The organism is Streptomyces sp. NPDC021356 (genome assembly GCF_040641015.1).
Lineage (GTDB): Bacteria > Actinomycetota > Actinomycetes > Streptomycetales > Streptomycetaceae > Streptomyces.
Map to the genome: position 1 here is coordinate 15,346 of NZ_JBFACU010000019.1, position 23,349 is coordinate 38,694.

Here is a 23,349-nt window from a genome sequence, read left to right on the forward strand (position 1 = left end):
TCGAAGTCGCGATGCGGATGCACACCATTTTGTCTGATTTTTCTGTCTTGTCCAGAAGCAATTTCCGGTCGGCCGACCGGAGCGGACCACTCAGGCCAGCACGCCGTCGATCGCGATGTTCAGATGGCGCGGTCCGCGCAGCACCGCGTTCTGCCGGTAGGGCGGGGGGTCCTCGACGAGCCGGGGGTTGTCCAGGCGCCGGGCCAGCTCGGTGAGCGCGACCTGCGTCTCCAGCCGGGCCAGCGGCGCGCCGAAGCAGACGTGCACACCGCTGCCGAACCCGAGGTGCTGGATGTCCCCGCGGTCCGGGTCGAACCGGTCGGCGTCCCCGAAGCGCTCCGGATCCCGGTTGCCCGCGCCCAGCACCAGCCAGATCCGCGACCCCTTGGGGATCGTCACCCCGCGCACCTCGATGTCCGTGATGCAGGTGCGCGAGGGCACGAGCTGGACCGGGGGCTCGTAGCGCAGCAGCTCCTCGACGATGTCGACGCAGAACCCGGGGTCCTCGCGCAGCCGCCGCAGGTACTCCGGGTGGCGCAGCAGGGTGAGCATGCCGTTGGTGATGAGGTTGACCGTCGTCTCGTGTCCCGCGATCAGCAGCAGTACCGCCGTGCTGAGCACCTCCATCATCGACATGGAGCCGTCGGGCCCGTGACCGGCCGTCAGGTCGGACAGCATGTCGTCGCGGGGCTCCTTGGACCGCTGCTCCACCAGCCCCGCCAGGTACATGCCGAGCTGGATCCGCGCCTCCTGCGCGGCGCGCTGGACCGGGGCCTCGGGGTTGTCGCGCGAGTCCGGGTCCAGGCCGGCGACGATCGGGTCCACCCAGGAACGGAAGCGCGGCTCGTCCTCGCGGGGCACGCCGAGGAGCCGGCAGATCACGGTCACCGGGAAGGGGTACGCGAACTGGTCGACGAGGTCGATCTGCCCGGCGTCACCGAGCCCGTCGAGGAGTTCGGCGACGATGCGGCCGAGTTCGTCGCGCATCGAGTCGATCCGGTGGGGCCGGTGCGGCGGCCCGAACGAGCTGTTGGCGATCCGGCGCAGCCGGTCGTGCTCGGGCGGGTCGAGCCGGATGAAGCTCGGCGGCAGGCCCGTCGCCTCCGGCTCGGACAGCTCGTCGGCGCCCGGCGCGCTGAGGTTGCGGGCGTCCGAGCTGATCCGGGGATCGTGCAGCAGGGCCTGGATGTCGTAGTAGGAGCTGATGACGTACGGGCCGCCCTCCTCCTCGTGCAGCACCGGTGTCCTGCGGAGTTCCGCGTAGAGCGGGTACGGGTCGGCGCGGCTGGAGAAGTCGGTGATCCGGCGCATGAGCGACGGTTGCGTCATGGAGGGGTCCTCTGGTGGGGGAGGGGCGGGTCGCCGGCCGGGCGGCGCGGCGGTCAGTGGCGGGCCGGGGTGAAGACCATGCGCCGGTCGGCGGGCGAGTATCCGCTGAGGGTCACCGTCGGGCCGTGCGTCGGCAGGGACGGGTCGGGGAAGTCGGCCGGGACCGGCTTGCGGCCCTCCGGCCGCCGGTCCACCGTCGGGTACTCCACCGGGAACGGCGCGCCGCTCTCGATCTGCCGCTCGTAGAACTCGAGCCACCGCGTGTTGTCGAAGCTCACGGCCGCGATGACCCGGCCCTGGTAGCCGTAGACCCCGACGAAGCGGCGCTCGGCGAGCGACCCCTGCGTGATCATGATCTCCTCGCCCATGGACGGCACGCCCACGGACTTGATGTTCACGCCGAACTGCGACGACCAGAAGGCCGGTACCCACATGTGCGGACGCCGCTCGGAACTGGCGCTGATCATGTTGTGCGCGGCCACCTCCGCCTGCGCCACGGCATTGCCCCAGTGCTCCAGGGAGAGGAACTGGTAGCCGAACAGCGGGTGCGGGGAGCGGGCCACGTCACCGGCCACGTACACGTCGTCGGTGACGATGCCCCGGAAGTCGAACGCCCGGCAGCCCGCGTCGCAGGCGATGCCGCGCGGTCCCGCGCCGAGCCCGGAACCGGCCAGCCAGTCGGTGTTGCGGGTCGCGCCCAGGCACACCACCACGACGTCCGTCTCCACGACGCTGCCGTCGGACAGGTGGGCGGCCCGCACCCGGCCGACCGAGTTGCCCTCCAGCCCGGTGACCATGACACCGGTGCGCAGGTCGACCCCGTTGTCGTGGTGCAGGTCCGCGGCGACCGCACCGACCACCCCGCCGAGCGCGCCCACCAGCGGAGCGTCGGCCCGCTCGGCCACGGTGACGGCGATACCCCGGTCGCGGCAGGCGGAGGCGATCTCCGACCCGGTGAACCCGGCTCCGATCACGAACACCCGGCGCGGCGCGGCCTTCAGCCGCCGGTGCAGCCGTACGGCGTCGTCCCGGGTACGCAGCACGAAGACCCCGTCGAGCTGGGCCTCCTCCTCCTTCGGCCAGGGCCGGGCGCGGACCCCGGTCGCGATCAGCAACCGGTCGTAGGGCACCTCGTCGCCGTCGGCGAGCAGCACCCGCTGTCCCGCGAGGTCGAGACCGCTCGCGGCCACGCCCAGGCGCCACGTCGCGTCGATCTCGCGGCGCCGGGGAAGGTCCGTGCGGTCCGGCGCCGCCTTGTCGAGCAGGACCGCCTTGGACAACGGCGGCCGGTCGTAGGGCCGGTGGGGCTCGTCCCCGATCATGGTCAGTGATCCGGCGAAACCCTCCGCGCGCAGGGTCTCGGCGGCGCGCAGCCCGGCCAGCGAGGCACCGACGACGACGATGCGGCCCTCGCGGCGCAGCCACTCGTGGAACTGCTCAGCGGGCATCGAAGGCCCCCTGCCCGGCCGCGGCGGACCGCTCGTCCCTCTCGCGCAGACCGTCCGCCGTGATCGCCCCCACCGGGCAGGCGGCGACGGCGCGGGCCACCTTCTCCCGCTGCTCGCTGTCGGCCCACGGGCTGTACACGAGCGACTCCTCGCCATGCATCGTGAACACGTCCGGTGCGAGGAAGGCGCACTGGGCATAGCCCTGGCACTTGTTGAGATCGACGACAAGCCTCATTGGCGACCCGCCCTTCCGGCGGCCTGGTCTTCGGGATCCACCCTCTCGGCGGGCGCCCTCGGACGGCGGTCATCTCCCCCACGACAGGATCCACAGCGCACGGGGCACGTCGCGCGCCGGAGCCCGCCGTCGGAGTGACGGGACAACGGGACAGCGCGAGAACGGGAGAACGGGACGACGCGGGAACGGAAGAAGGGGCGTTGGGCCACAGGGGGGTGGGAGAGAGGCGGCAGGGGACGAGCGTGCGCGGCCGTCCGCCGCTCTCAGGTCGCCGGGCCGGCGGTGCCGGGGCGGACATGGCGGTTGGGCACGGTGAGGATGTGGACGCTCAGGAGCAGCGCCCAGCCCGGGAAGGCCAGCTCGGCCCAGGGCACGTTGGAGGCGACGAACAGCAGCGTCAGGGTGGCGAGCAGCCCCAGCACCGTCAGCCACCGCGGCAGGATCCGCAGCCGGTGTCCCATCACGGACAGTGAGCAGGTGAAGACGGCTGCCATCCGCATCGCGTACCCGGTCATCAGCTCGTACGCCAGGTGGCGGCCGAAGTCCCAGGCCACGGGGGAGGGCGCGGGGCCGGAGGAGCGCGCGGTGGCGAGTACGGCGGCGGCCGCGGCGGCCGCCCCGAACATCGTGGCCACGAAGACCAGTCCGCTGCCCAGGAAGACGGTCGCCAGGAACTTGTCCTCGGCCGCCCCCACACGGGTGCGGATCACGCCGACGAACCACAGGAAGAAGATCCCGGCCAGCGGTACGAGACCGAGCGCGGCACGGACCGCCTCACGCCGCGTGGAGTCGGTGAGGCCCGGGACGGAGACCGCGGCCGCGCCCTCGGGGATGGCCAGCCGGATCAGCACGACGGCCGCCGCGAGCAGCAGCGCGAACAGGACCCCCGCCAGCCCCGCGGCCCGCGGGGTGCGCAGCGCCTGCCGGGCAGGTGCGGCCGGGGTGTTCGTCACTTACGGTAACCGAGGATGGTCATCATGCCGGACTCGGAGTGGTACTGGTTGTGGCAGTGCAGCATCCACAGGCCCGGGTTGTCGGCGTAGAAGTCGGCGACGAGCTTGCGGTGCGGCAGCACGATCGCCGTGTCCTTGCGCGTGCCGGTGTCGTTGATGCCGGTCAGCGCGAACGTGTGGCCGTGCAGGTGCAGCGGGTGCCACATGTCGGTGGCGTTGATCAGGGTGAGCCGGACCCGTTCGTCCTGGCGGATGGGATGGCGGTGCTCGGTGGTGTACGGCCGGTGGTCGAAGGCCCAGTCGTAGTTCTTCATGCTGCCGGTCAGCCGGATCCGGATGTGCCGGTCCGGTTCTCCGTCGCGGAAGGCCACCGACTCCTGCGGCCGCAGGCTCCGGGCCGGCAGGATGCGGCCGTCCAGCTCGTCCGGGTGGACGGAGGCCGCGGGGAGCCCCTTGCCCTTGTCGGTGCGCAGCACGGCCAGCGCCCTGGCCTTGCTGCCCTTGCCCTCGGCCAGCGCGAGCAGCGGGAACATGCCGTCCTTGACGGTGACGACCACGTCGTAGCGCTCGGCCATGCCGATGAGCAGCGCGTCCGTGTCCTGGTGCTCGACCGGATAGCCGTCGGTGTGCGTCACCGTCATCCGGTGACCGCCCAGGGCGACCCGGAAGGCGGTGTCGGCGCCCGCGTTGATGAGCCGCAGCCGGACCCGGTCCCCGGGCTTGGCCCTGAACACCTGGGCGGACCGCGGCAGATGCCCGTTGATCAGGTAGTACGGGAAGTCGACGTTGCCGCCCATGCCGTCCAGGAGGCGGCTGTGGGAGTGCCGCAGGAGACGGGAGGGCCCGCCGGCCGAGGGGTGGTACGGCGCGCTCCGCCCGGCGGAGGCGTGCGAGGCGGCGGAACCTTCCTGCTCGCCTCCTCCCCCCGTTTCTTCCATGTCCATGCTCATCGGCGAACGCTTGCCCTTGTGCAACTGCGCCAGCACGCCGTCCGGGGTGGAGCCGTCCACCCCGTCCACCCAGTCGTCCAGGACGACGACCCACTCCTTGTCGTAGGAGAGCGGTTCCTCGGGGTCGTCCACGATCAGCGGCGCGTACAGGCCCCGGTCGAGCTGCATGCCCTCGTGGGAGTGGAGGAGGTAGGTGCCCGGGTAGGCCACGGCGAAGCGGTAGCGGAACTCCTCACCCGGTTTGATCCCCTTCTGGGTGAGCCCCGGCACACCGTCCATGTCACAGCGCAGGCGCACCCCGTGCGAGTGCAGCGTCGTCGCCACCGGCAGGCGGTTGGCCAGCGTGAGGTCCAGGATGTCGCCCCTGGTCACCCGGATCACCCCGCCGGGCACCGCGTTGCTGTACGCCCACGTCCTGACGGAGCGTCCGCCCAGGTCGAACGTGGTCTCGGCGGCGGTCAGCCGGAAGGTGCGCACCGGCCCCGTGCCGCGCTCGCGCTCGGCGGCCAGCACCTCGGGGTCGGACGGGTTCACGTACCCCTTGGGCCCCTTGGGCACGAAGGGCCGGCGTCCGCCGTCCGCGTCGCCGGAGCCCGGTGCGGATCCCGAACCACGCTCGGTTCCCGGGTGCGGGCCCGCCTCCGAGGGGGTTCCGGACCCGGAACAGGCTCCCAGGAGACCCGAGCCGGCAGCCAAGATCGAGGCACTGAGCAGGGTGCGCCGCGTAGGTGTGTGCATGAATGAATAACACACGTTTTATGGCGATATGTGGGAGAACTGGGGCGGCGCGTCCGGTGATCCTGGCGGTCAATTTCCGTGCGGCCGCGCCCGGCAGCCGGGGAGGGTCCCCCGGTCGGCCGAAGCGGGGGCGGGCGGCCGGACCGTACCCCTCCGGGTCTGCCGGACCGTACCCCTCCGGGGCTGCCGGACCGTACCCCTCCGGGGCTGCCGGACCGCACGGTTCCGGGTTCGCCCGACCGTGCCGCTCCGCGTGCCATTCGTGCTCCGGTTCCCGGTGCGGCGGCGTCCGGTGTCGCCGTCGAGGCGATCCGGCATCGGCCGGGCCGGCCGGGGCGGGGCGGAACGCGCCTGCGTGCAGGGCGACTTGGCCGAAACTCGCCCCCTCAGGCGCCGCACAGGCGCAACAAAATGGCGGCAGGCGCCGGGATTCCGGTTCCTGCCGCCGTCTGCCGCCGGGTCAGTTGGCCCGGGCCGCCGCCCTCCGGGCGTTGTTGTACAGGCGCATCAGGTGCTTGGCCACGGCGCACGGCACGCCGTCCGCATGGCACTGGCGGCACGTCCGCAGGTGCTGTTGGTGTTCAGAATGCGCTTGCTGCAGAGCATCGCCCTGGGACGGCATGAGGATCCTCGCACGGGGTCGGACGGAGAAGAGCGCTCAACTTGGTTGTACGGAGCACCTGAGGCCAAAGTTGATCACGTTACTCCCGGTAGTGGAAAGCGGCATCCGGCCACGCTGAGCCACTGACCGTCCCGGCCCGTTCCGTCACACAGGGTCATGCGCCCCAGGTCATCCGGCCTGTCGTCCGGAATATGCCCACCAGCGGCCCTCGTGCCGGTTCACGGCGATCGGCCGGCCGAAGCAGGAGGTCAGCCCGGGGCCGGTGAGCACCTCCGCCACGGGCCCGCCGGCCAGGATCCTGCCCTCGCGCAGCAGCAGGGCGTGGCTGACGGCAGGGGACAGCTCCTCCAGGTGGTGGGTGACCGTCACGGTCGCGAGCCGCGGGCGCCCCTGCGCCAGCCGGTGCATGGCCTCCACGAGGTCCTCGCGGGAGGGCAGGTCGAGGGCGTTGAACGGCTCGTCCAGGAGGAGCAGCGCGGGCTCGGCCATCAGCGCCCGCGCGATGAGGACGCGGGCTCGCTGTCCGCCGGAGCAGACGCCGTACGGCCGGTTCGCCAGGTCCTTGATCTCCAGTTCGGCGAGGAGTTCGTGAGCCCGCTCGCGCACCTCGTCGTCGTAGGAGCGCCACAGCGGCTGCACCGTGCCGCTGTGACCGGTCAGCACGACCGTGTGCGCGTCGAGGTCCTGGGGGACACGCTGCGCGGAGGTGACGTGCCCGATGAGGGCCCGCAGTTCGCGCACGTCGACCCGGCCGAGGCGGGCGCCCAGCACCTCGACGGTGCCGGTCGTGGGGTGCATCAGCGCGCCGAGCAGCCGCAGCAGCGTGGTCTTGCCCGCGCCGTTGGCGCCGAGCAGCGCCCAGTGCTCCCCGGGCCGGATCGTCCAGTCGATGCCGTCGAGGATCACCTGGTCGGTCGTGAACCGGCGCACGCCCACCTCCCGGAGCGCCACGACCGCTCCCGGACCCGCGGGTCCGCGGTCCTCCGCGGGCCTGCCTTCCGTTGTCTCCTCGGCCATCCCAGGGCTCCCCTCGACGCGTTCGGCCCCCGTCTCATCGGCACGGCAGACGTTAGATGCATCCGGCACCTTGTCGTCGGCCCGTCCGGTTCGTGGACGCCGCAGGGGGCGTGGCCGGCCGCTGCCGGGCGCGTCGGGTGCGCGCCGGGTCAGGCCGCGAGGTCGCGGGAGTCCCCCATGACGACGACCGGGTGCAGGCGCGGGTCGAGCGTGCGCAGCAGGTAGCGCATGTCCTCCTCGGACTGGCTCACGCACGCGGACGTACCGCTGCCGTGGTCCATGTGCAGCCAGACGCTGCCGCCCTTGTGCTCTCCCTGGGGCCTGGTGGGGTCATTGGGTGAGGTGCCCCGGACGCGGTTGTAGTCGATCGCGATGACGTAGTCGAAGTCGTGCCAGGAGTTCTTGTTCCAGTAGTGGGGCGCCTGGAACGAGGCCGACCGGGTGTACGGCAGCCGGGTCCCGGGGTCCGCCAGCACACCGCCCGCGTCGCTCAGGGTGAACACGCCCACGGGAGTGCGCTGGTCGCCTTCGTGGTGGTCGGACGTCCAGCCCTTCCTGCCGTTGTGCGCTGCCCAGGAACGCAGTTGCTTCCAGGAGGAGCCACTTTTGGTGAAGACCCGTACCGTCGAGTCGGGGGAGTCGGGGCCCGCGCCGTAGACGGCGACCACCTGGCGGGTACCGGCCGGGACACGCCGCCACAGCCGGTCGCCGATGCCGGGCACGCGGGTCGGCGCCGTACCGGGCGGCGCACCGGCGCCGGTTCCGGCCGTCTCTCCGTCCGGTCCGCCCGTATCTCCGTCCGCGCGCGCGTGGCCCGAACCGCCGCAGGCGGTCAGGGACATCGCCAGCGCTCCGCAGGCCGCCACCGCGACCATCGTCCGTATCGCACCGCCTTGTCGCAGGGCACCGCCGTTTCGCATGGCGCCCATGATTCCATCGGGGCCGCGCGGTTCGGGCCCCGCCCACAGGTGGTGTCCGTCACCCGAATGGCCCTCCGTGGCAGCGCCCCCAGGGCTGATCGGGTGTCTCCTGAGGTGAGAGAGGCGTCCATCAAGGGAGCCGATCATGTATGAGATGTGTGCAGGAGCCGAGAAACCGGGCGGCGCGCTGGTGTGGCATGTCATGGCCAAGAACACGGTGACCACGCTCTGCGGCAGGCGGCTCGGCCGGCGCGTCGACGGGGCGAGCGCGCAGCGGGCCGGTCACTGTTCCACGTGCATGGCCTTGTTCGGGAAGCTGATGACCGCTCCACCGGCCGTCAGCTCTCCCGCCGGCACGGAGCAGTAGCCGGTCCGTGCGGCAGTGGCCTGTTCGACGGGGAGGTCTTTCCGTCGGGCAGGCCCCTTCCGTTGCGCGGCGGTTGAGGCTGCCGGCCCCGGACACCCTCCGCTGGTGCCGCTGGTGCCGCTGGTGCCGCTGGTGCCGCTGGTGCCGCTGGTGCCGCTGGTGCCGCTGGTGCCGGTGCCGGTGCCGGTGTGGAGTCTGCTGTGGGGCGCGACGCGCCGGGGGCCCGCGGAGCCGGCCGCGCACGGCGGACCGTGCCGTGCGGGCAGTCCCGTGCTCACTTGCCTAAGGAATTTAGGGAAGTGCACAATCCCTTCAGGGAACCGAAGGGATCACTGTGCCACGCGCTGGACTCACCACCGAACGACTGGTCCGGGCCGGAGCGGAGCTGGCCGACGAGGTCGGCTTCGAACAGGTGACCGTCTCGGCGCTCGCCAGACGGTTCGACGTGAAGGTCGCGAGCCTGTACTCGCACCTGAAGAACTCGCAGGACCTCAAGACCCGGATCGCCCTGCTGGCCCTGGAGGAGCTGGCCGACCGGGCGGCCGACGCCCTGGCCGGCCGGGCCGGCCAGGAGGCGCTGGCCGCCTACGCCGACGTGCAGCGCACCTACGCCCGTGAGCACCCCGGCCGCTACGCCGCCGCCCGGCTCCCCCTCGACGCGCAGACGGCGGCCGCCAGTGCGGGAGTGCGGCACGCCCAGATGACCCGGGCGATCCTGCGCGGCTACCACCTGGCGGAACCGGAGGAGACCCACGCCGTCCGGCTGCTCGGCAGCGTCTTCCACGGCTACGTGAGCCTGGAGCTCGCCGGCGGCTTCAGCCACAGCGCCCCCGACTCCGAGGAGACCTGGGCCTGGGTCCTCGACCGCCTCGACGCCCTGCTGCGCGACCCCGCCGTGCTCTCCGGCGCGTCTCACAGAGCGGTATCCGGCAAGGATCATGCGCCCAAGTCGTGACGACTTGGGTGGGTCGATGCTAGAAAGGCCGGATGGCAGACCGTTTTGCCCGTCTTCGACGTATACCGGGGCGGTCGCTGGTGGGAAAGAGTCCACGAAGCGTTGCCGGACAGGTGTTCGTCCTTCAGGTGGCCCTCGTGGTGCTGCTGGTGATCGGCGCCGTCGTCGCCCTCGTCCTGCAGTCCGAGCGGGACACCGGTGCCGAGGCCGAACGCCGGTCCGTGGCCGTCGCCCAGACCTTCGCCCACGCCCCGGGCGTCCTCGCCGCGCTGCGCGCACCCGCCCCCTCGACCGTGCTCCAGCCCCTGACGGAGGCCGGACGCACCGCGGCGGGCGTCGACTTCATCGTCGTCATGGACACCCACGGCATCCGGTACACCCACCCCCTGCCCGACCGCATCGGCAAGCGCTTCGTCGGCAGTATCGGCCCCTCCCTGGCGGGGAAGGTCCGCACGGAGAGCGTGCACGGACCGCTCGGGCACGAGGTGCAGGCCACCGTCCCCGTCGAGGACCGCGCGGGCCACGTGGTCGCCCTGGTCTCCGCCGGGCTGAAGGTCAAGAACGTCACCGGGCAGGTGTACCGGCAGATCCCGATCATCCTCACCGCCGGAGCCGTGGCACTCGGCCTGGCCACGGCCGTGACGGCGCTGGTGGGCCGGCGGCTGCGCCGCCAGACCCACAGCCTCGGCCCCGCCGAGATGACCCGCATGTACGACCACCACGACGCCGTCCTGCACTCCGTGCGCGAAGGAGTGCTCATCGTCGGCGGTGACGGGCGGTTGCTGCTCGCCAACGACGAGGCCCGAAGGCTCCTCGACCTTCCGCCGGACGCCGAGGGCAGACACGTGACACACCTGCCGAAACTCCAGCCCGAGACCGTCGCACTGCTCGCGTCCGGCCGGGAGGCCACGGACGAGGTCCACCTCGCCGGGGGACTGCTGCTCGCCGTCAACCAGCGGCCCACCGACCGTGACGGGGGACCCGCCGGCACCGTCGTCACGCTGCGCGACTCCACCGAACTGCAGGCACTGTCCGGCCGCGCCGAGGCCGCCCGGGAACGGCTCGAACTCCTCTACGACGCCGGCCTGGGCATCGGCACCACCCTCGACGTCGCCCGCACCGCCGACGAACTCGCCCAGGTCACCGTCGACCGCTTCGCCGACTTCGTCACCGTGGACCTCGACGACGCCGTACTGCGCGGCGAGGAACCGGACCCCGCGGCCACCGGGATGCGCCGCGTCGCCGTGCGCGGCGTACGGGACGACCACCCGCTCTACGAGAAGGGCCGGCTGATCGACTTCCTGCCCTCCACGCCCCAGGCCCGCGGCTGCGGCAGCGGCCGGCCCGAACTGGTGCCCGACCTGTCGTCGGCCGCCGACTGGCAGGCACAGGACCCCGAACGCGCCGGGCGGATCGTCGACTACGGCATCAACTCGCTTCTCACGGCCCCGATCCGGGCCCGCGGCGCCGTCCTCGGCGTGGCCAACTTCTGGCGCGCCAAGGAACACGGCCCCTTCGAGGAGGAGGAACTGTCCCTGGCCGAGGAACTCGTGGCCCGCGCCGCCGTCAGCATCGACAACGCCCGCCGCTTCGCCCGCGAGCACGCCCTGGCCGTCACCCTCCAGCGCAGTCTGCTGCCCCGGGCGCTCCCGGACCACAGCGCCGTCGACGCCGGATACCGCTACCTGCCCGCCCAGTCCGGCGTCAGCGGAGACTGGTTCGACGTGATCCCCCTGCCGGGCGGCCGGGTGGCACTCGTCGTCGGAGACGTGGTCGGCCACGGTCTGCACGCCGCCGCCACCATGGGCCGCCTGCGCACAGCGGTGCACAACTTCGCCACGCTCGACCTGCCCCCCGACGAACTGCTGAGCCACCTCGACGACCTGGTCGGCCGCATCGACCAGGACGAGGCCTGCCCGGAGACCGCCGCGGACATCGTCGGCGCCACCTGCCTGTACGCGATCTACGACCCCGTCGGCCGCCGCTGCGCCATGGCGCGCGCCGGCCACCTCGCCCCCGCGCTGGTCCGCCCCGACGGCAGCGTCGACTTCCCCGACCTGCCGTCCGGGCCGCCGCTCGGGCTGGGCGGCATGCCCTTCCGCACGGCCGAACTGGACCTGGAGGAGGGCACCCAGATCGTCCTGTACACCGACGGTCTCATCGAGGACCGTCACCGCGACCTCGACGAGGGCATGGAACTGCTGCGCGAAGCCCTCGCAGGCCACCCCGAGCGGACGCCGGAACAGAGCTGCCAGGCCGCGCTGGAGGCGCTGCTGCCCGCCCGGCCCAAGGACGACGTCGCCCTGCTCGTCGCCCGCACCCGCGCCCTGCCGGCCGCGCGGATCGCCGACTGGGACGTGCCGCCCGACCCGGCCGCCGTCGCCAAGACCCGCGTCGCCGCCTGCGCCAAGCTGGACGAATGGGGCCTCGCCGAGCTGGGTTTCGGCCTGGAACTCGTCCTCAGCGAACTCGTCACCAACGCCATCCGCTACGGTTCCGCGCCGATCCACGTCCGCCTGATCCACGACCGCACCCTGATCTGCGAGGTCTCCGACGGCACCAGCGCCTCCCCGCACCTGCGCCACGCGGCGACCACCGAGGAGGGCGGCCGGGGCCTGTTCCTCGTGGCACGGACGACCGAACGCTGGGGCACCCGGTACACCCCGGGGGGCAAGGTGATCTGGGCGGAACTGGCCCTGCCGGACGGGCCGCCGGAGCCGTAGAACACTCAGGCCCCCTGAGAACGCGCCACCGAGACGATCACCTCCCGCAACTGCTCGACGTACAACCGCATGTTCTTGTACGCGACGTCGGTGTCCGGATAGCGGCTCGCGAACTGCAGCCCCTCGTGCAGCCGGTTGACCCACGCGCACACCTGGTCCCCGTAGGACACCCTGATCAGGCCGTAGGCCTTCAGCTCGGCCCAGCGTTCGGACCCCGGGATGCCCCGGGCGTCGACGAACGAGACGATCGAATAGAGATCGGGGGAGGTCGGGCGGAAGTCGGACCCGAGCAGCCGCAGCACCCGGGCCAGGGGCATGCGGGCCAGGGACCTGCCGGCGCGCAGCCGCGTGCTCACCATCCGCAGCAGGGCGGGGAAGTCCGCCGCCAGGGCGGTGTCGATCTCGATCGGCGCGCCGCCGACGTACCAGCCCACGGAGTCCATCCACTGCGACTTCCTCCTCGTGTGGAAGGGGACGACGGTCCGGTAGACCGGCTGACCGCCGATCTCGTGGACGATGAGACTCGTGGCCGCCAGGACACCGACCAGGCTCCCGCCGAAGGGACGGCAGTACGCCTCGAAACCGGCCGCGTCGTCGGCGTCCACGAGCATCTCGCGCATGAGTTTCTGGCGGGGCAGCGGGCCGCCGGGATCCAGGCCGAGATCGAGGGGGAAGTTCGGCAGCCGGCCGTCGCACCGGCCGATGAACTCCCGCCAGCGCTCCACGACGGCGTCGGCGCGGTCCAGTTCGTCCGCGCTGGCCCGTTCGGTCCGGCAGAAGTCGACATAGCTGCTGACCGGACGCGGCTGCGGACGGTCGCCCGCGACGCCCGCCGAGTACAGCTCATGGATCTCTGCGGGGATACGCTGGACCGAGTAGGAGTCCACGTTGCTGTGGTCGAACGCCATGTACACACTCGCGCCGTCGTCCCTGACGACCGCCGAGAAGAGGAAGTTCGGCCAGCGCAACGCGTCCGCCGTCACGTCGAAACGGTCCTGCAGGTGCCCCGCCAGCGCGTCCGCGTCGGAGAAGTCACCGACCGACTCGCGCCGCAGTGCCACGTCCCCGGCATCGAGAGTGAACCGCCGCATGTCGTCACCGGACCAGCGGAAGCCGCTGCGCAGCGTCTCGTGCCGGAGCATCCAGCCGCGCAGGGCCTCACCGAGGGCGTCCAGATCGACTCTGCCGGGGACGTCGAACGCGGTGCCCAGCCAGGTCGGCACGAACAGCCCGCCCTCGCGAACGGACCTGGCCGTCCTGATGTGCGACTCCTGGATGTACGCCGGCGGACGGGAATCGTCCGGCAGAGCGGACGCGGCCTCGACGGCCGCCGGATCGAGTGTCCACTCGACCAGCCGTCCCGGCCGGACCTCGCAGCGCTGGATGTCGGTCATACGCAAGGCAAGCCTCCGTTGCAGAGGGGGTACAGGGAAGCAACTGCGTACGGGCACGAGGGGTTGCGGGTCGCCGGGCGCCGTTCGATCTCCGGCGCCACTCGTTCGGGGACGTCTCAGCGGGTGGGCAACCGGTCGTAGGTCCGGAACGTGTAGGTCGCGTCGTAGCTCATCAGGTTGCCGCTCGGCGCCGGCAGACCGAGCCGCCGGTCCAGGGCCCTCGTCAGCGGACCGCAGTGCTCGGCGGCCGGGGCGGCGAAGGTGTCGTCGTACGCCGAGAACTTGATCACGGGCGGGTTCGTCGACACCCATTCCGAGGGGCTGGGCCGCTTCAGGGCGAAGTCGACCGGCTCCGCCGAGCCGATCACGCAGGCCCGGGGCAGCAGCGGACCCACCAGCCGGAAGCGGAGGCTGAACCGTCCCGTGTAGAAGTCGGACCGGCCGCCGTACTCGGGGTGTATCGCGAGGCCGGGCAGTGGCGGCTGTCCGGCTGCCGCGGTGCCGGTGAGCCCGCCGGGCACGGGGGTCGCCGCGGTGTGCATCGCACCCCACACCTGTCCCTGCGATCCGTCGGGCATCGGTCCCTCGGCGTGGGTCATCGTGATCGGCGCGAGCGTCACGGTGACGTTCCCCATCGTCAACCGGGGCGCGGCGGAGTGCACTTCGCACCGCCAGCTGCCCGGGTCCACGCCGGCCGGGAGAGCGGGGCAGTCGGCGAAGTCCGGCAGGGCCTCGGCGGCGCTCGCGACAGGCGCGCTCGCCAGGCCCGTCAGAGCGATCGCACCGGCCAGGGCCGCTCCGGCCACGGTCGGAGCGAGGCGGAGGACGCGTCGGACAGGGCGCCCGGTGCGGCCGGACCGGAAGGGGCCGGCCGTTCCGGTGCGCGGGGGGCGAGGGGCGTGTGCGGTGATCTTCGGCATGACCCCAGACTGCCGAGCCGCACCGGGCCGCCACCATCCGTGACATCCCCGGCCCTTCCCTGACCGGCCCCTGACGCCGAGTCAGGGGTCGCCCCGAGACGGCTCACCCGGTGCTCGCCGTGGCGCGGGGCAGGGCGGCGGTGTCGTCGGCGGATTCGTCGCCGGCCGCCGGGGCAGCAAGGGCACCGTGCTCGGCTGGTTCGCGGTGCAAATCCTCTCCTACGGCCTCGGCGCCGCCGGTCTCGTCGTCGCGGCCGTCGCCCGGACGCGCCCGCCCGCCGGGCGGCCGGCATGTGCTCGGCCGTCATGGTCGGCGACACCGGCATACAGGCGCCCAGGCCGATTCCGGCGACCGGACGCAGCAGCGCGAACACCGTCACCGCGCCGGCCGGCGACACCAGCAACGCGAAGACGGAGAAGAGCAGCACAGTGCTCGCGATCGTCGTGTTCCGGGTCAGGAAGGCGTCGTGAGCACCGTGTCCACCTGGATCAGCCGCGGCCCCTCCGGGCGCTCTGCGAGGGCGGCCCGGAGCCGGCGGCGGCGTGCAGGTTGACCAGCACCGGGCGCCCGGTGGCCTGCGCGTAGCCCTCCGCCATGCCCACGACGGCGCCCTCGTGCAGACCGAGGACGTAGCGGAACCCGGCGGGCAGGTGGGCGAGGAACGGCAGTTCGTCCGAACCGGGGTTGCCGAACACGGTGGTGAGCCCCTGGCGCTTCAGGAACTCGTGGGAGACACGACGAACGGAGGACACCGGCTGTTCCTTTCGCAAGTGACGCACCGCACGCCAGGCCACGGCCCGGCAGGGACGCCCACACACGTTCCGGACCGCCGCTGCGGAGTCGATCGATGTGAGGGACCCCGCCCACCGTCCGGCCGCTCGACGTGGACGACGCGGAACGGCAACCGCGCCGCGGCGACCTCGACCGGCCCGGCGCCGGAGGGCACCGGGTGGACACCCCGACGGAGTCGGCCGAGGCGTGGGCCGACCGGGTGCATTCCGGCCGGTATTGGGCCATCCCGGCGACGGCAGAAGACGCTTCGCGCCCCCCAGGACGCCAGGATTGTGAAGAGCCCTGCGGACAGTCCCGCGGAACTCACGCATCCATGTCTTGAGAGAAAGCGTGTTACGGGCCGCATGACAGACGTTCAGCACATCACACCGGAAACCACCGGTCCCCGTCGTCGCCTGCGACCCGGAGCCGTGGTGGTGAAGTGGGTGACGACGACCGATCACAAGACGATCGGATCGCTGTACCTGATCACCTCGTTCGCGTTCTTCCTGTTCGGCGGCATCCTGGCGCTGGTGATGCGCGCCGAGCTGGCCCGCCCGGGCCTGCAGATCGTCTCCACCGAGCAGTTCAACCAGGCCTTCACGATGCACGGCACGGTCATGCTGCTGATGTTCGCGACGCCGCTGTTCTCGGGCTTCACAAACTGGATCATGCCGTTGCAGATCGGCGCTCCCGACGTGGCCTTCCCCCGGCTGAACATGCTCGCCTACTGGCTGTATCTGCTGGGCTCGCTGATCGCGGTGAGCGGCTTCCTCACCCCGGACGGCGCGGCCGACTTCGGATGGTTCGCGTACTCGCCCCTGAACGACTCGCACCACTCGCCCAACGTCGGCGGTGATCTGTGGATCATGGGTCTGGCCCTGTCGGGCTTCGGCACGATCCTCGGCGCGGTCAACTTCATCACCACGATCGTCACCATGCGCGCCCCGGGCATGACCATGTTCCGCATGCCGATCTTCACCTGGAACGTGATGCTCACCAGCGTCCTGGTGCTGTTCGCCTTCCCTGTCCTGGCGGCCGCTCTGCTGGTGCTGGAAGCGGATCGGAAGTTCGGCGCCCATGTGTTCGATCCGGCCAATGGTGGTGCGATCCTGTGGCAGCACCTCTTCTGGTTCTTCGGCCATCCAGAGGTGTACATCATCGCGCTGCCGTTCTTCGGCATCGTCACCGAGATCATCCCGGTCTTCGCCCGCAAGCCCATCTTCGGCTACATGGGCCTGGTCGGTGCGACGATCTCGATCGCGGGTCTCTCGGTGACGGTGTGGGCGCACCACATGTTCCCCACCGGCGCGGTGCTCCTGCCCTTCTTCTCCTTCATGAGCTTCCTGATCGCGGTGCCGACCGGGGTGAAATTCTTCAACTGGATCGGCACCATGTGGAAGGGGTCGCTGTCCTTCGAGACACCGATGCTGTGGGCGACCGGCTTCCTGGTGACCTTCCTCTTCGGTGGGCTCACCGGTGTCCTCCTGGCCTCGCCGCCGCTGGACTTCCACGTGACCGACAGCTACTTCGTGGTCGCGCACTTCCACTACGTCGTCTTCGGCACGGTCGTCTTCGCGATGTTCGCCGGGTTCCACTTCTGGTGGCCGAAGTGGACCGGCAAGATGCTCGACGAGCGGCTGGGCAAGATGACCTTCTGGATGCTCTTCATCGGCTTCCACACCACGTTCCTGGTGCAGCACTGGCTGGGCGCGGAGGGCATGCCCCGCCGCTACGCCGACTACCTGGCGGCCGACGGCTTCACCGGACTGAACATGGTCTCCACCATCGGCTCCTTCCTGCTGGGCCTGTCGATGCTGCCGTTCCTCTACAACATCTGGAAGACGGCCAAGTACGGCCGGAAGGTCGAGATCGACGACCCGTGGGGCTTCGGCCGCTCGCTGGAGTGGGCGACGTCCTGCCCGCCGCCGCGGCACAACTTCGTCACCCTGCCCATGATCCGCAGCGAGTCCCCGGCGTTCGACCTGAACCACCCGGAGGTGTCGCTGGCGGACCGGCAGGAGAACCTGGGCCTGCCGGCATGACGGACGCGGCGGGACGCACCGGCGGGGAGCCGTTCACCCCCGCCCGCCTGGCCGACCAGGTGGAAGGCTACCTGCTGTGGCAGGCCCGCGTCGCCGAGGCGGAGGAACGGGCCCGCGCCTTCACCGAGCCGCTGCAGTGGCTGACCACCGCGCAGCGGGAGGAGATCGAGGACCACTACGTCCGCGACTGCCTGACCCGGGCCCGGGCGGACCTGCAACGCGTCGCCGACCGCTGCCGGGCGCTGCGCGGCGAGTACGAGGAGCGCTACCGGCGGCTGCGCGCCCGCTGCCTCGCCTTCTGGATCGCCGCTCTGACCGTGGTCGCCGCCGCCATGCTCGTGGTGGTGGCCGTCACCCGGACCTGACCGCACCGGCCCCGGCCCCCCGGCCCCGGCGTGCTCACAACTGCCCGCGGACACCGGGTTCGCGCGGCGGCCGCGGCGGCCTGTCCCCGTCCGCGCCCTCCTCCATGGCACGCCGGGCCGCGCCGCGGCGCCGGATCGGCAGGACCGTACGCCGGTGCAGATCCTCCAGGAGGAAGGCGGTGCCGGCGTAGAGGGCGAGCGCCACCAGAAGCAGTGCCGCGGCGGCGTCGGCGAGTTCGACCGCGCGCGGCGCGCCGAGCTGGTAGGCCGCCGCCAGTGCGGCACGCAGCGCCGACACGGTGAGGACGGCGCCGAGCAGCGTCTTGCCCAGGAAGCCGGTCACGGCCAGTGGCACGAGCATGAGTGCGAACGCGCTCAGGTACATGCCGACGGCGACAGATCTGTCCTGCGCCGGCGCGACGACGTGCAGCACCCCCAGCGCGGCCCACGAGGTGGCGAACAGGCCGAGCGCCGCCGCGGCGGCGGTGTCACGGCTCAGGAAGGCCATCACCGCGGCCAGGAACTCCAGCGGGAAGACGAAGACCGCGAGCAGGATGCCCGTCGGCCGCACCTGGTCACCGGTGACCAGCCCCAGGCCGATCCCGGCGAGCAGGACCATGCCGATGCCGAAGGCGAAGAAGCCGAGCGGCAGGGGGTTGCCGTACGGCCGGACGGTGACGGTGGCGGCCCGCTCGGAGTCCGCGTCGGTGCCGGTCACGTCCGCCGCGTACCCGAGGGCTCCCCCAGGAAACGCCGGGGCGGCGACGGCGTCAGGACTGCGTCAAGGCCGAGGTGAGCGCCGTAAGAGAGACGTCAACGGGGGGCGGGATCCGGTCGAAGAGGGGATTTCCTCTACTCGTCCGAAGCATCCGCACTCATTCCAGGAGCTCACGATGGCCGATCTGGCCTTCGTCGTCACCACACTCGCGGTCTTCGCGCTGGTGGCCCTCGTCGCCAAGGGGGTGACGAAGCTGTGACCGCCGAGAACGTCGTCGGCCTGGTCGTGGCCGTCGCCCTGCTGGGATACCTCGTCCTCGCCCTGATCTTCCCGGAGAGGTTCTGAGCCCCGCCATGAGTCCCGTACTTGCCGGTGTGCTCCAGTTGCTCGCCCTGGTGGCCGCACTGGCGCTCGCCCACGTCCCCCTCGGCTCCTACCTGGCCCGGGTCTACTCCTGCGACCGGCACTGGCGCGTGGAGCGGTGGATCTACCGGGGGATCGGCGCCGACCCGGACACGCAGATGCGCTGGCCCGCGTATCTGCGCGCCGTCCTCGCCTTCTCCGCGGCCGGTGTCCTCTTCCTGTACCTGCTCCAGCGCGTCCAGGGCGTGCTGCCGCTCTCCCTCGGCTTCCGGTCCGTCGATCCCGCTCAGGCGTTCGGCACGGCGGCGTCCTTCGTCACCAACACCAACTGGCAGTCCTACGCCGGCGAGCAGACCATGGGGCACCTCGTCCAGACCGCCGGTCTGGCCGTGCAGAACTTCGTCTCGGCCGCGGTGGGCATCGCGGTGGCCGTCGCGCTGGTCCGCGGCTTCACACGGTCCCGCACCGGTGAACTGGGCAACTTCTGGGCCGACCTGGTGCGCGGCACCGTCCGCGTCCTCGTGCCGGTCGCCGCCCTCGCCGCCGTCGTCCTCGTCGCGTGCGGCGCGATCCAGAACTTCTCCGGGATCCACGAGGTCGGCCAGTTCCTGGGCGGCTCGCAGCAGTGGAACGGCGGCGCGGTCGCCTCCCAGGAGGCCATCAAGGAGCTGGGCACCAACGGCGGCGGCTACTTCAACGCCAACAGCGCCCACCCCTTCGAGAACCCGACGCCGTTCACCGACCTCTTCGAGATCTTCCTGATCCTCGTCATTCCGTTCGCGCTGACCCGCACGTTCGGACTGATGGTCGGCTCGGTGCGCCAGGGCCGTGCCGTCCTGGCCGCCATGGTCACCGTCTGGCTCGGCTTCACGGCCCTGATGATGTGGACCGAGTTCGCCCACCACGAGGGCGCCCTGCAGCTCGCGGGCGGGGCCATGGAGGGCAAGGAGAACCGGTTCGGGGTCGGCGCCTCCTCGATCTTCGCCGTGGCCACGACGCTCACCTCGACCGGCGCGGTGGACTCCTTCCACTCCTCCTTCACCGGGCTCGGCGGCGGCATCACCCTGCTGGGCATGATGCTCGGCGAGATCGCGCCCGGCGGCACCGGATCCGGCCTCTACGGCATGCTGATCATGGCCGTGATCGCGGTGTTCATCGCGGGCCTCATGGTCGGCCGCACCCCCGAGTACCTGGGCCGGAAGATCGGCTCCCGGCAGATCAAGCTCGCGGCCTGCTACATCCTCGTCACCCCGGCCCTCGTCCTGGTCTTCACCGCCCTGTCGACGGCGCTGCCGACCCCGCCGCACTCCGCCCTCAACCCCGGCGCGCACGGCTTCTCCGAGATCCTCTACGCCTACACGTCCGCCGCGAACAACAACGGCTCGGCGTTCGCCGGCCTGAACGCGAACACGGACTGGTTCAACACCACCACCGGGCTCGCCATGCTGCTCGGCCGGTTCCTGCCGATGGTGTTCGTCCTGGCGCTGGCAGGCTCGCTGGCCGAGCAGCGGCCGGTGCCGGTGAGCGCCGGCACCCTGCGCACCGAGAAGCCCCTGTTCGCCGGGCTGCTCGTGGGCGCGATCCTGATCGTCACCGGTCTGACCTACTTCCCGGCGCTGGCGCTGGGCCCGCTCGCCGAAGGGCTGGCGTGATGACGACCCGTACCGAGAGCCAAGAGGACTCCATGTCCACAGCAACCCCCACCCGGGCGCCGCACCGCGACGCACCCACCGGGCATCCCCAGGCCCCGGGCCGCGTCGGCGCGGGCCTGTTCGACCCCGCGCAACTGCTCAGGTCGCTGCCGGACGCCCTGCGCAAACTCGACCCGCGGGTGCAGGCCAAGTCGCCGGTCATGTTCGTGGTCTGGATCGGCTCGGTGCTGACCACCGTCTTCTCCTGCACGGACCCCGGTGACTGGTTCGGCTGGACGATCAGCGCCTGGCTGTGGCTGACGGTCCTCTTCGCGGGCCTGGCCGAGGCCGTCGCCGAGGGGCGGGGCAAGGCCCAGGCCGACACGCTGCGCCAGGCCAAGACGGGCACCGTGGCCCGCCGGCTGGCCGCCGGGGGAGAGGAGCGGGTCCCCGGGACCGAACTGCGGATCGGTGACCTGGTGGTCTGCGAGGCCGGGGAGGTCATCCCCGGGGACGGCGACGTCGTCGAGGGCGTGGCGAGCGTCGACGAGTCGGCGATCACCGGCGAGTCCGCACCGGTCATCCGGGAGTCCGGCGGCGACCGCTGCGCGGTGACCGGCGGGACCAAGGTCCTCTCCGACCGCGTCGTCGTCAAGATCACCACCAGGCCGGGCGAGACCTTCATCGACCGGATGATCAACCTGGTGGAGGGCGCCGCACGGCAGAAGACGCCCAACGAGATCGCGCTGAACATCCTGCTGGCCTCCCTGACCATCGTGTTCCTGCTGGCCTGCGCCACCCTGCCGGCCTTCGCCGGTCACGCCGGCACACACCTGACGCTGGTCGTGCTGGTGGCGCTCCTCGTCTGCCTCATCCCGACCACGATCGGCGCGCTCCTGTCGGCCATCGGCATCGCGGGCATGGACCGGCTGGTGCAGCGCAACGTGCTCGCCATGTCCGGACGGGCCGTGGAGGCCGCCGGGGACGTCTCCACGCTGCTGCTGGACAAGACCGGCACCATCACCCTGGGCAACCGGCAGGCCGGCGAGTTCGTGCCCGTGCGCGACACCACCGCGGCCGAACTCGCCGACGCGGCCCAGCTCTCGTCGCTGGCCGACGAGACACCCGAGGGCCGCTCGGTCGTCGTCCTGGCGAAGGAGGCGTACGGGCTCAGGGAACGGCACCAGGGGGAACTGGCCGGCGCCGAGTGGATCACGTTCACCGCCCAGACCCGGATGTCCGGCGTGGACGTCGACGGCCGCCGGATCCGCAAGGGAGCGGCCGGCTCGGTCGTCGCCTGGGTCGAGGAGCGCGGCGGCACGGTCGGAGCGGACGCCGGGGCCCTCGTGGACGGCATCTCCGCGGCCGGGGGCACCCCGCTGCTGGTCGCCGTCGAGGACGGGCACGGCGCCCGCGTGCTCGGCGTCATCCACCTCAAGGACGTCGTCAAGGACGGCATGCGCGAACGGTTCGCCGAACTGCGCCGCATGGGCATCAGGACCGTCATGATCACCGGCGACAACCCGCTCACGGCCAAGGCGATCGCCGAGGAGGCAGGCGTCGACGACTTCCTCGCCGAGGCCACCCCCGAGGACAAGATGGCCCTCATCAAGCGGGAGCAGGCCGGCGGCAAGCTGGTCGCGATGACCGGCGACGGCACCAACGACGCACCCGCCCTCGCCCAGGCGGACGTCGGCGTGGCGATGAACACGGGCACGTCGGCCGCCAAGGAGGCCGGCAACATGGTCGACCTCGACTCCAACCCGACCAAGCTCATCGAGATCGTCGAGATCGGCAAGCAGCTCCTCATCACCCGGGGCGCGCTCACCACGTTCTCCATCGCCAACGACGTCGCCAAGTACTTCGCGATCATCCCGGCGCTGTTCGCCGCGGTCTACCCGGGCCTGGACAAGCTCAACATCATGCACCTGTCCTCGCCCAGCTCGGCGATCCTGTCCGCCGTCGTCTTCAACGCGCTGATCATCGTCGCGCTGGTGCCGCTCGCCCTGAAGGGCGTGCGCTACCGGCCCATGAGCGCGGACCGGATGCTCCGCCGCAACCTCGGCATCTACGGCATCGGCGGCCTGATCGCCCCCTTCGCCGGCATCAAGCTGATCGACCTGCTCCTGTCCCTCATACCCGGAATCGGCTGACCGCCATGAACAACTCCTTCACGAACACCGCCCGGTTGCTCGGGGCAGGCCTGCGCGCCCTGCTCGTCCTGACCCTGCTGACCGGCGTCGTCTACCCGCTCGTCGTCACCGGCATCGCCCAGGGCCTGTTCCCCGGCAAGGCCGACGGCTCCGAGGTCAGGTCGGACGGCAGGGTCGTCGGCTCCGCGCTCATCGGGCAGTCCTACGACCTTCCCCCGAGGAAGGGGCAGCAGACCCCGCAGGCCGACCTGAAGTGGTTCCAGGGGCGCCCCGCGAACGGCCTGGCCGCCAACAGCGTCAACACCCGGTACCACCTGCTCGTCTCCGGTGCCACCAACCTGGCCGCCGACAACAAGGCGCTGGCCGCGCAGGTCCGGGACGCGCGGGCGGCCGTCGTCAGGGACAACTCGGTGCCCGGCTACACGGTCGATCCCTCCGACGTCCCGGCCGACGCGGTGACCTCCTCCGGCTCCGGCCTGGACCCCGACATCTCCCCGCAGTACGCGCGGCTCCAGGCCCACCGGGTCGCCGTACGCAACGCACTGCCCCTCGCCCCGGTCGAGCGGCTGGTCGCGGACCACACCGAGGGCCGCACCCTGGGCTTCATGGGCGAGCCCCGGGTGAACGTGCTGCGGCTCAACATCGCCCTCGCGGACCTCGTGGCCGCGCGGCACTGAGCGTGGCCCGGCGCCGTGCTCCCGGGCGCCGTGGTCACCCCCGGCCCGGCGCCC

Annotated in this window: 19 protein-coding genes and 2 pseudogenes; 9 read left to right on the forward strand and 12 right to left on the reverse strand. The window is 71.7% G+C overall.

Features of this window, described 5'->3' with window-relative positions; genetic code table 11:
- Positions 1 to 90: 90 nt before the first annotated feature.
- From AB0G56_RS24910 to AB0G56_RS24940, 7 genes are all read right to left on the reverse strand, one after another.
- The gene (locus tag AB0G56_RS24910) at positions 91 to 1,329 is read right to left on the reverse strand and encodes a cytochrome P450 (RefSeq protein ID WP_360972886.1); all 1,239 of its coding nucleotides are present in this window, start codon (positions 1,327 to 1,329) and stop codon (positions 91 to 93) included.
- Positions 1,330 to 1,382: 53 nt separating this feature from the next.
- On the reverse strand, positions 1,383 to 2,777 hold the full coding sequence (locus AB0G56_RS24915; RefSeq protein ID WP_360972888.1) for an FAD-dependent oxidoreductase: 1,395 nt from the start codon (positions 2,775 to 2,777) through the stop codon (positions 1,383 to 1,385).
- The gene (locus AB0G56_RS24920; RefSeq protein ID WP_360972889.1) at positions 2,767 to 3,012 is read right to left on the reverse strand and encodes a ferredoxin; all 246 of its coding nucleotides are present in this window, start codon (positions 3,010 to 3,012) and stop codon (positions 2,767 to 2,769) included. The genes AB0G56_RS24915 and AB0G56_RS24920 overlap by 11 nt, the downstream gene beginning before the upstream one ends.
- 263 nt (positions 3,013 to 3,275) lie before the next feature.
- A complete protein-coding gene (locus AB0G56_RS24925) occupies positions 3,276 to 3,965 on the reverse strand; it encodes a hypothetical protein (RefSeq protein ID WP_360972890.1) in 690 nt (229 codons plus the stop codon).
- On the reverse strand, positions 3,962 to 5,653 hold the full coding sequence (locus AB0G56_RS24930) for a multicopper oxidase family protein (protein ID WP_360972891.1): 1,692 nt from the start codon (positions 5,651 to 5,653) through the stop codon (positions 3,962 to 3,964). The genes AB0G56_RS24925 and AB0G56_RS24930 overlap by 4 nt, the downstream gene beginning before the upstream one ends.
- A 790-nt stretch (positions 5,654 to 6,443) precedes the next feature.
- Positions 6,444 to 7,292 carry an ATP-binding cassette domain-containing protein gene (locus tag AB0G56_RS24935; RefSeq protein WP_360972893.1) on the reverse strand — a complete coding sequence of 283 codons (849 nt, stop codon included), beginning with the start codon at positions 7,290 to 7,292 and terminating at the stop codon, positions 6,444 to 6,446.
- Between the two features lie 149 nt (positions 7,293 to 7,441).
- Positions 7,442 to 8,134 (reverse strand): L,D-transpeptidase family protein, encoded by a 693-nt coding sequence (locus AB0G56_RS24940; protein WP_360973095.1) that lies wholly within the window; start codon positions 8,132 to 8,134, stop codon positions 7,442 to 7,444.
- Between the two features lie 223 nt (positions 8,135 to 8,357).
- Between AB0G56_RS24940 and AB0G56_RS24945 the strand changes: the two genes are divergently transcribed.
- The 3 genes from AB0G56_RS24945 to AB0G56_RS24955 all read left to right on the forward strand — a co-directional run bounded on the left by AB0G56_RS24945 (position 8,358) and on the right by AB0G56_RS24955 (position 12,257).
- On the forward strand, positions 8,358 to 8,579 hold the full coding sequence (locus AB0G56_RS24945) for a hypothetical protein (protein WP_360972895.1): 222 nt from the start codon (positions 8,358 to 8,360) through the stop codon (positions 8,577 to 8,579).
- A 334-nt stretch (positions 8,580 to 8,913) separates the two neighbouring features.
- Entirely contained in the window at positions 8,914 to 9,534 is a 621-nt protein-coding gene (locus AB0G56_RS24950; protein ID WP_360972897.1) for a TetR/AcrR family transcriptional regulator, read from the forward strand.
- A gap of 32 nt (positions 9,535 to 9,566) precedes the next feature.
- On the forward strand, positions 9,567 to 12,257 hold the full coding sequence (locus AB0G56_RS24955; protein ID WP_360972899.1) for a SpoIIE family protein phosphatase: 2,691 nt from the start codon (positions 9,567 to 9,569) through the stop codon (positions 12,255 to 12,257).
- 5 nt (positions 12,258 to 12,262) lie between these two features.
- Here AB0G56_RS24955 and AB0G56_RS24960 read toward each other — a convergent pair whose 3' ends face one another.
- From AB0G56_RS24960 to AB0G56_RS24975, 4 genes and pseudogenes are all read right to left on the reverse strand, one after another.
- The gene (locus tag AB0G56_RS24960; protein WP_360972900.1) at positions 12,263 to 13,651 is read right to left on the reverse strand and encodes a condensation domain-containing protein; all 1,389 of its coding nucleotides are present in this window, start codon (positions 13,649 to 13,651) and stop codon (positions 12,263 to 12,265) included.
- 116 nt (positions 13,652 to 13,767) lie between these two features.
- Complete coding sequence (locus AB0G56_RS24965; protein WP_360972902.1) at positions 13,768 to 14,457, reverse strand: hypothetical protein; 690 nt, start codon at positions 14,455 to 14,457, stop codon at positions 13,768 to 13,770.
- Between the two features lie 377 nt (positions 14,458 to 14,834).
- Positions 14,835 to 15,002 (reverse strand): annotated as a pseudogene (locus AB0G56_RS24970) (MFS transporter); the annotation flags it as partial.
- A 94-nt stretch (positions 15,003 to 15,096) separates the two neighbouring features.
- Positions 15,097 to 15,324 (reverse strand): annotated as a pseudogene (locus AB0G56_RS24975) (thiamine pyrophosphate-binding protein); the annotation flags it as partial.
- 384 nt (positions 15,325 to 15,708) lie between these two features.
- Between AB0G56_RS24975 and ctaD the strand changes: the two are divergent.
- A complete protein-coding gene (ctaD, locus tag AB0G56_RS24980) occupies positions 15,709 to 17,388 on the forward strand; it encodes a cytochrome c oxidase subunit I (RefSeq protein WP_360972904.1) in 1,680 nt (559 codons plus the stop codon).
- Complete coding sequence (locus AB0G56_RS24985) at positions 17,385 to 17,753, forward strand: cytochrome C oxidase subunit I (protein WP_360972906.1); 369 nt, start codon at positions 17,385 to 17,387, stop codon at positions 17,751 to 17,753. The genes ctaD and AB0G56_RS24985 overlap by 4 nt, the downstream gene beginning before the upstream one ends.
- Before the next feature lie 34 nt (positions 17,754 to 17,787).
- Here the strand turns inward: AB0G56_RS24985 and AB0G56_RS24990 are convergent, their stop codons facing one another.
- Positions 17,788 to 18,471, reverse strand: a complete 684-nt coding sequence (locus tag AB0G56_RS24990) for a hypothetical protein (RefSeq protein ID WP_360972908.1) — start codon at positions 18,469 to 18,471, stop codon at positions 17,788 to 17,790.
- A gap of 255 nt (positions 18,472 to 18,726) precedes the next feature.
- Between AB0G56_RS24990 and kdpF the strand changes: the two genes are divergently transcribed.
- From kdpF to AB0G56_RS25010, 4 genes are read left to right on the forward strand one after another with little or no spacing between them, the layout of a single operon-like run.
- Entirely contained in the window at positions 18,727 to 18,816 is a 90-nt protein-coding gene (kdpF, locus tag AB0G56_RS24995) for a K(+)-transporting ATPase subunit F (protein WP_009326374.1), read from the forward strand.
- Positions 18,817 to 18,824: 8 nt separating this feature from the next.
- On the forward strand, positions 18,825 to 20,486 hold the full coding sequence (gene kdpA / locus AB0G56_RS25000) for a potassium-transporting ATPase subunit KdpA (RefSeq protein WP_360972910.1): 1,662 nt from the start codon (positions 18,825 to 18,827) through the stop codon (positions 20,484 to 20,486).
- 32 nt (positions 20,487 to 20,518) lie between these two features.
- Positions 20,519 to 22,618, forward strand: a complete 2,100-nt coding sequence (gene kdpB / locus AB0G56_RS25005; protein ID WP_360972912.1) for a potassium-transporting ATPase subunit KdpB — start codon at positions 20,519 to 20,521, stop codon at positions 22,616 to 22,618.
- A 5-nt stretch (positions 22,619 to 22,623) separates the two neighbouring features.
- Complete coding sequence (locus AB0G56_RS25010) at positions 22,624 to 23,295, forward strand: potassium-transporting ATPase subunit C (RefSeq protein WP_360972914.1); 672 nt, start codon at positions 22,624 to 22,626, stop codon at positions 23,293 to 23,295.
- Positions 23,296 to 23,349: the final 54 nt, after the last annotated feature.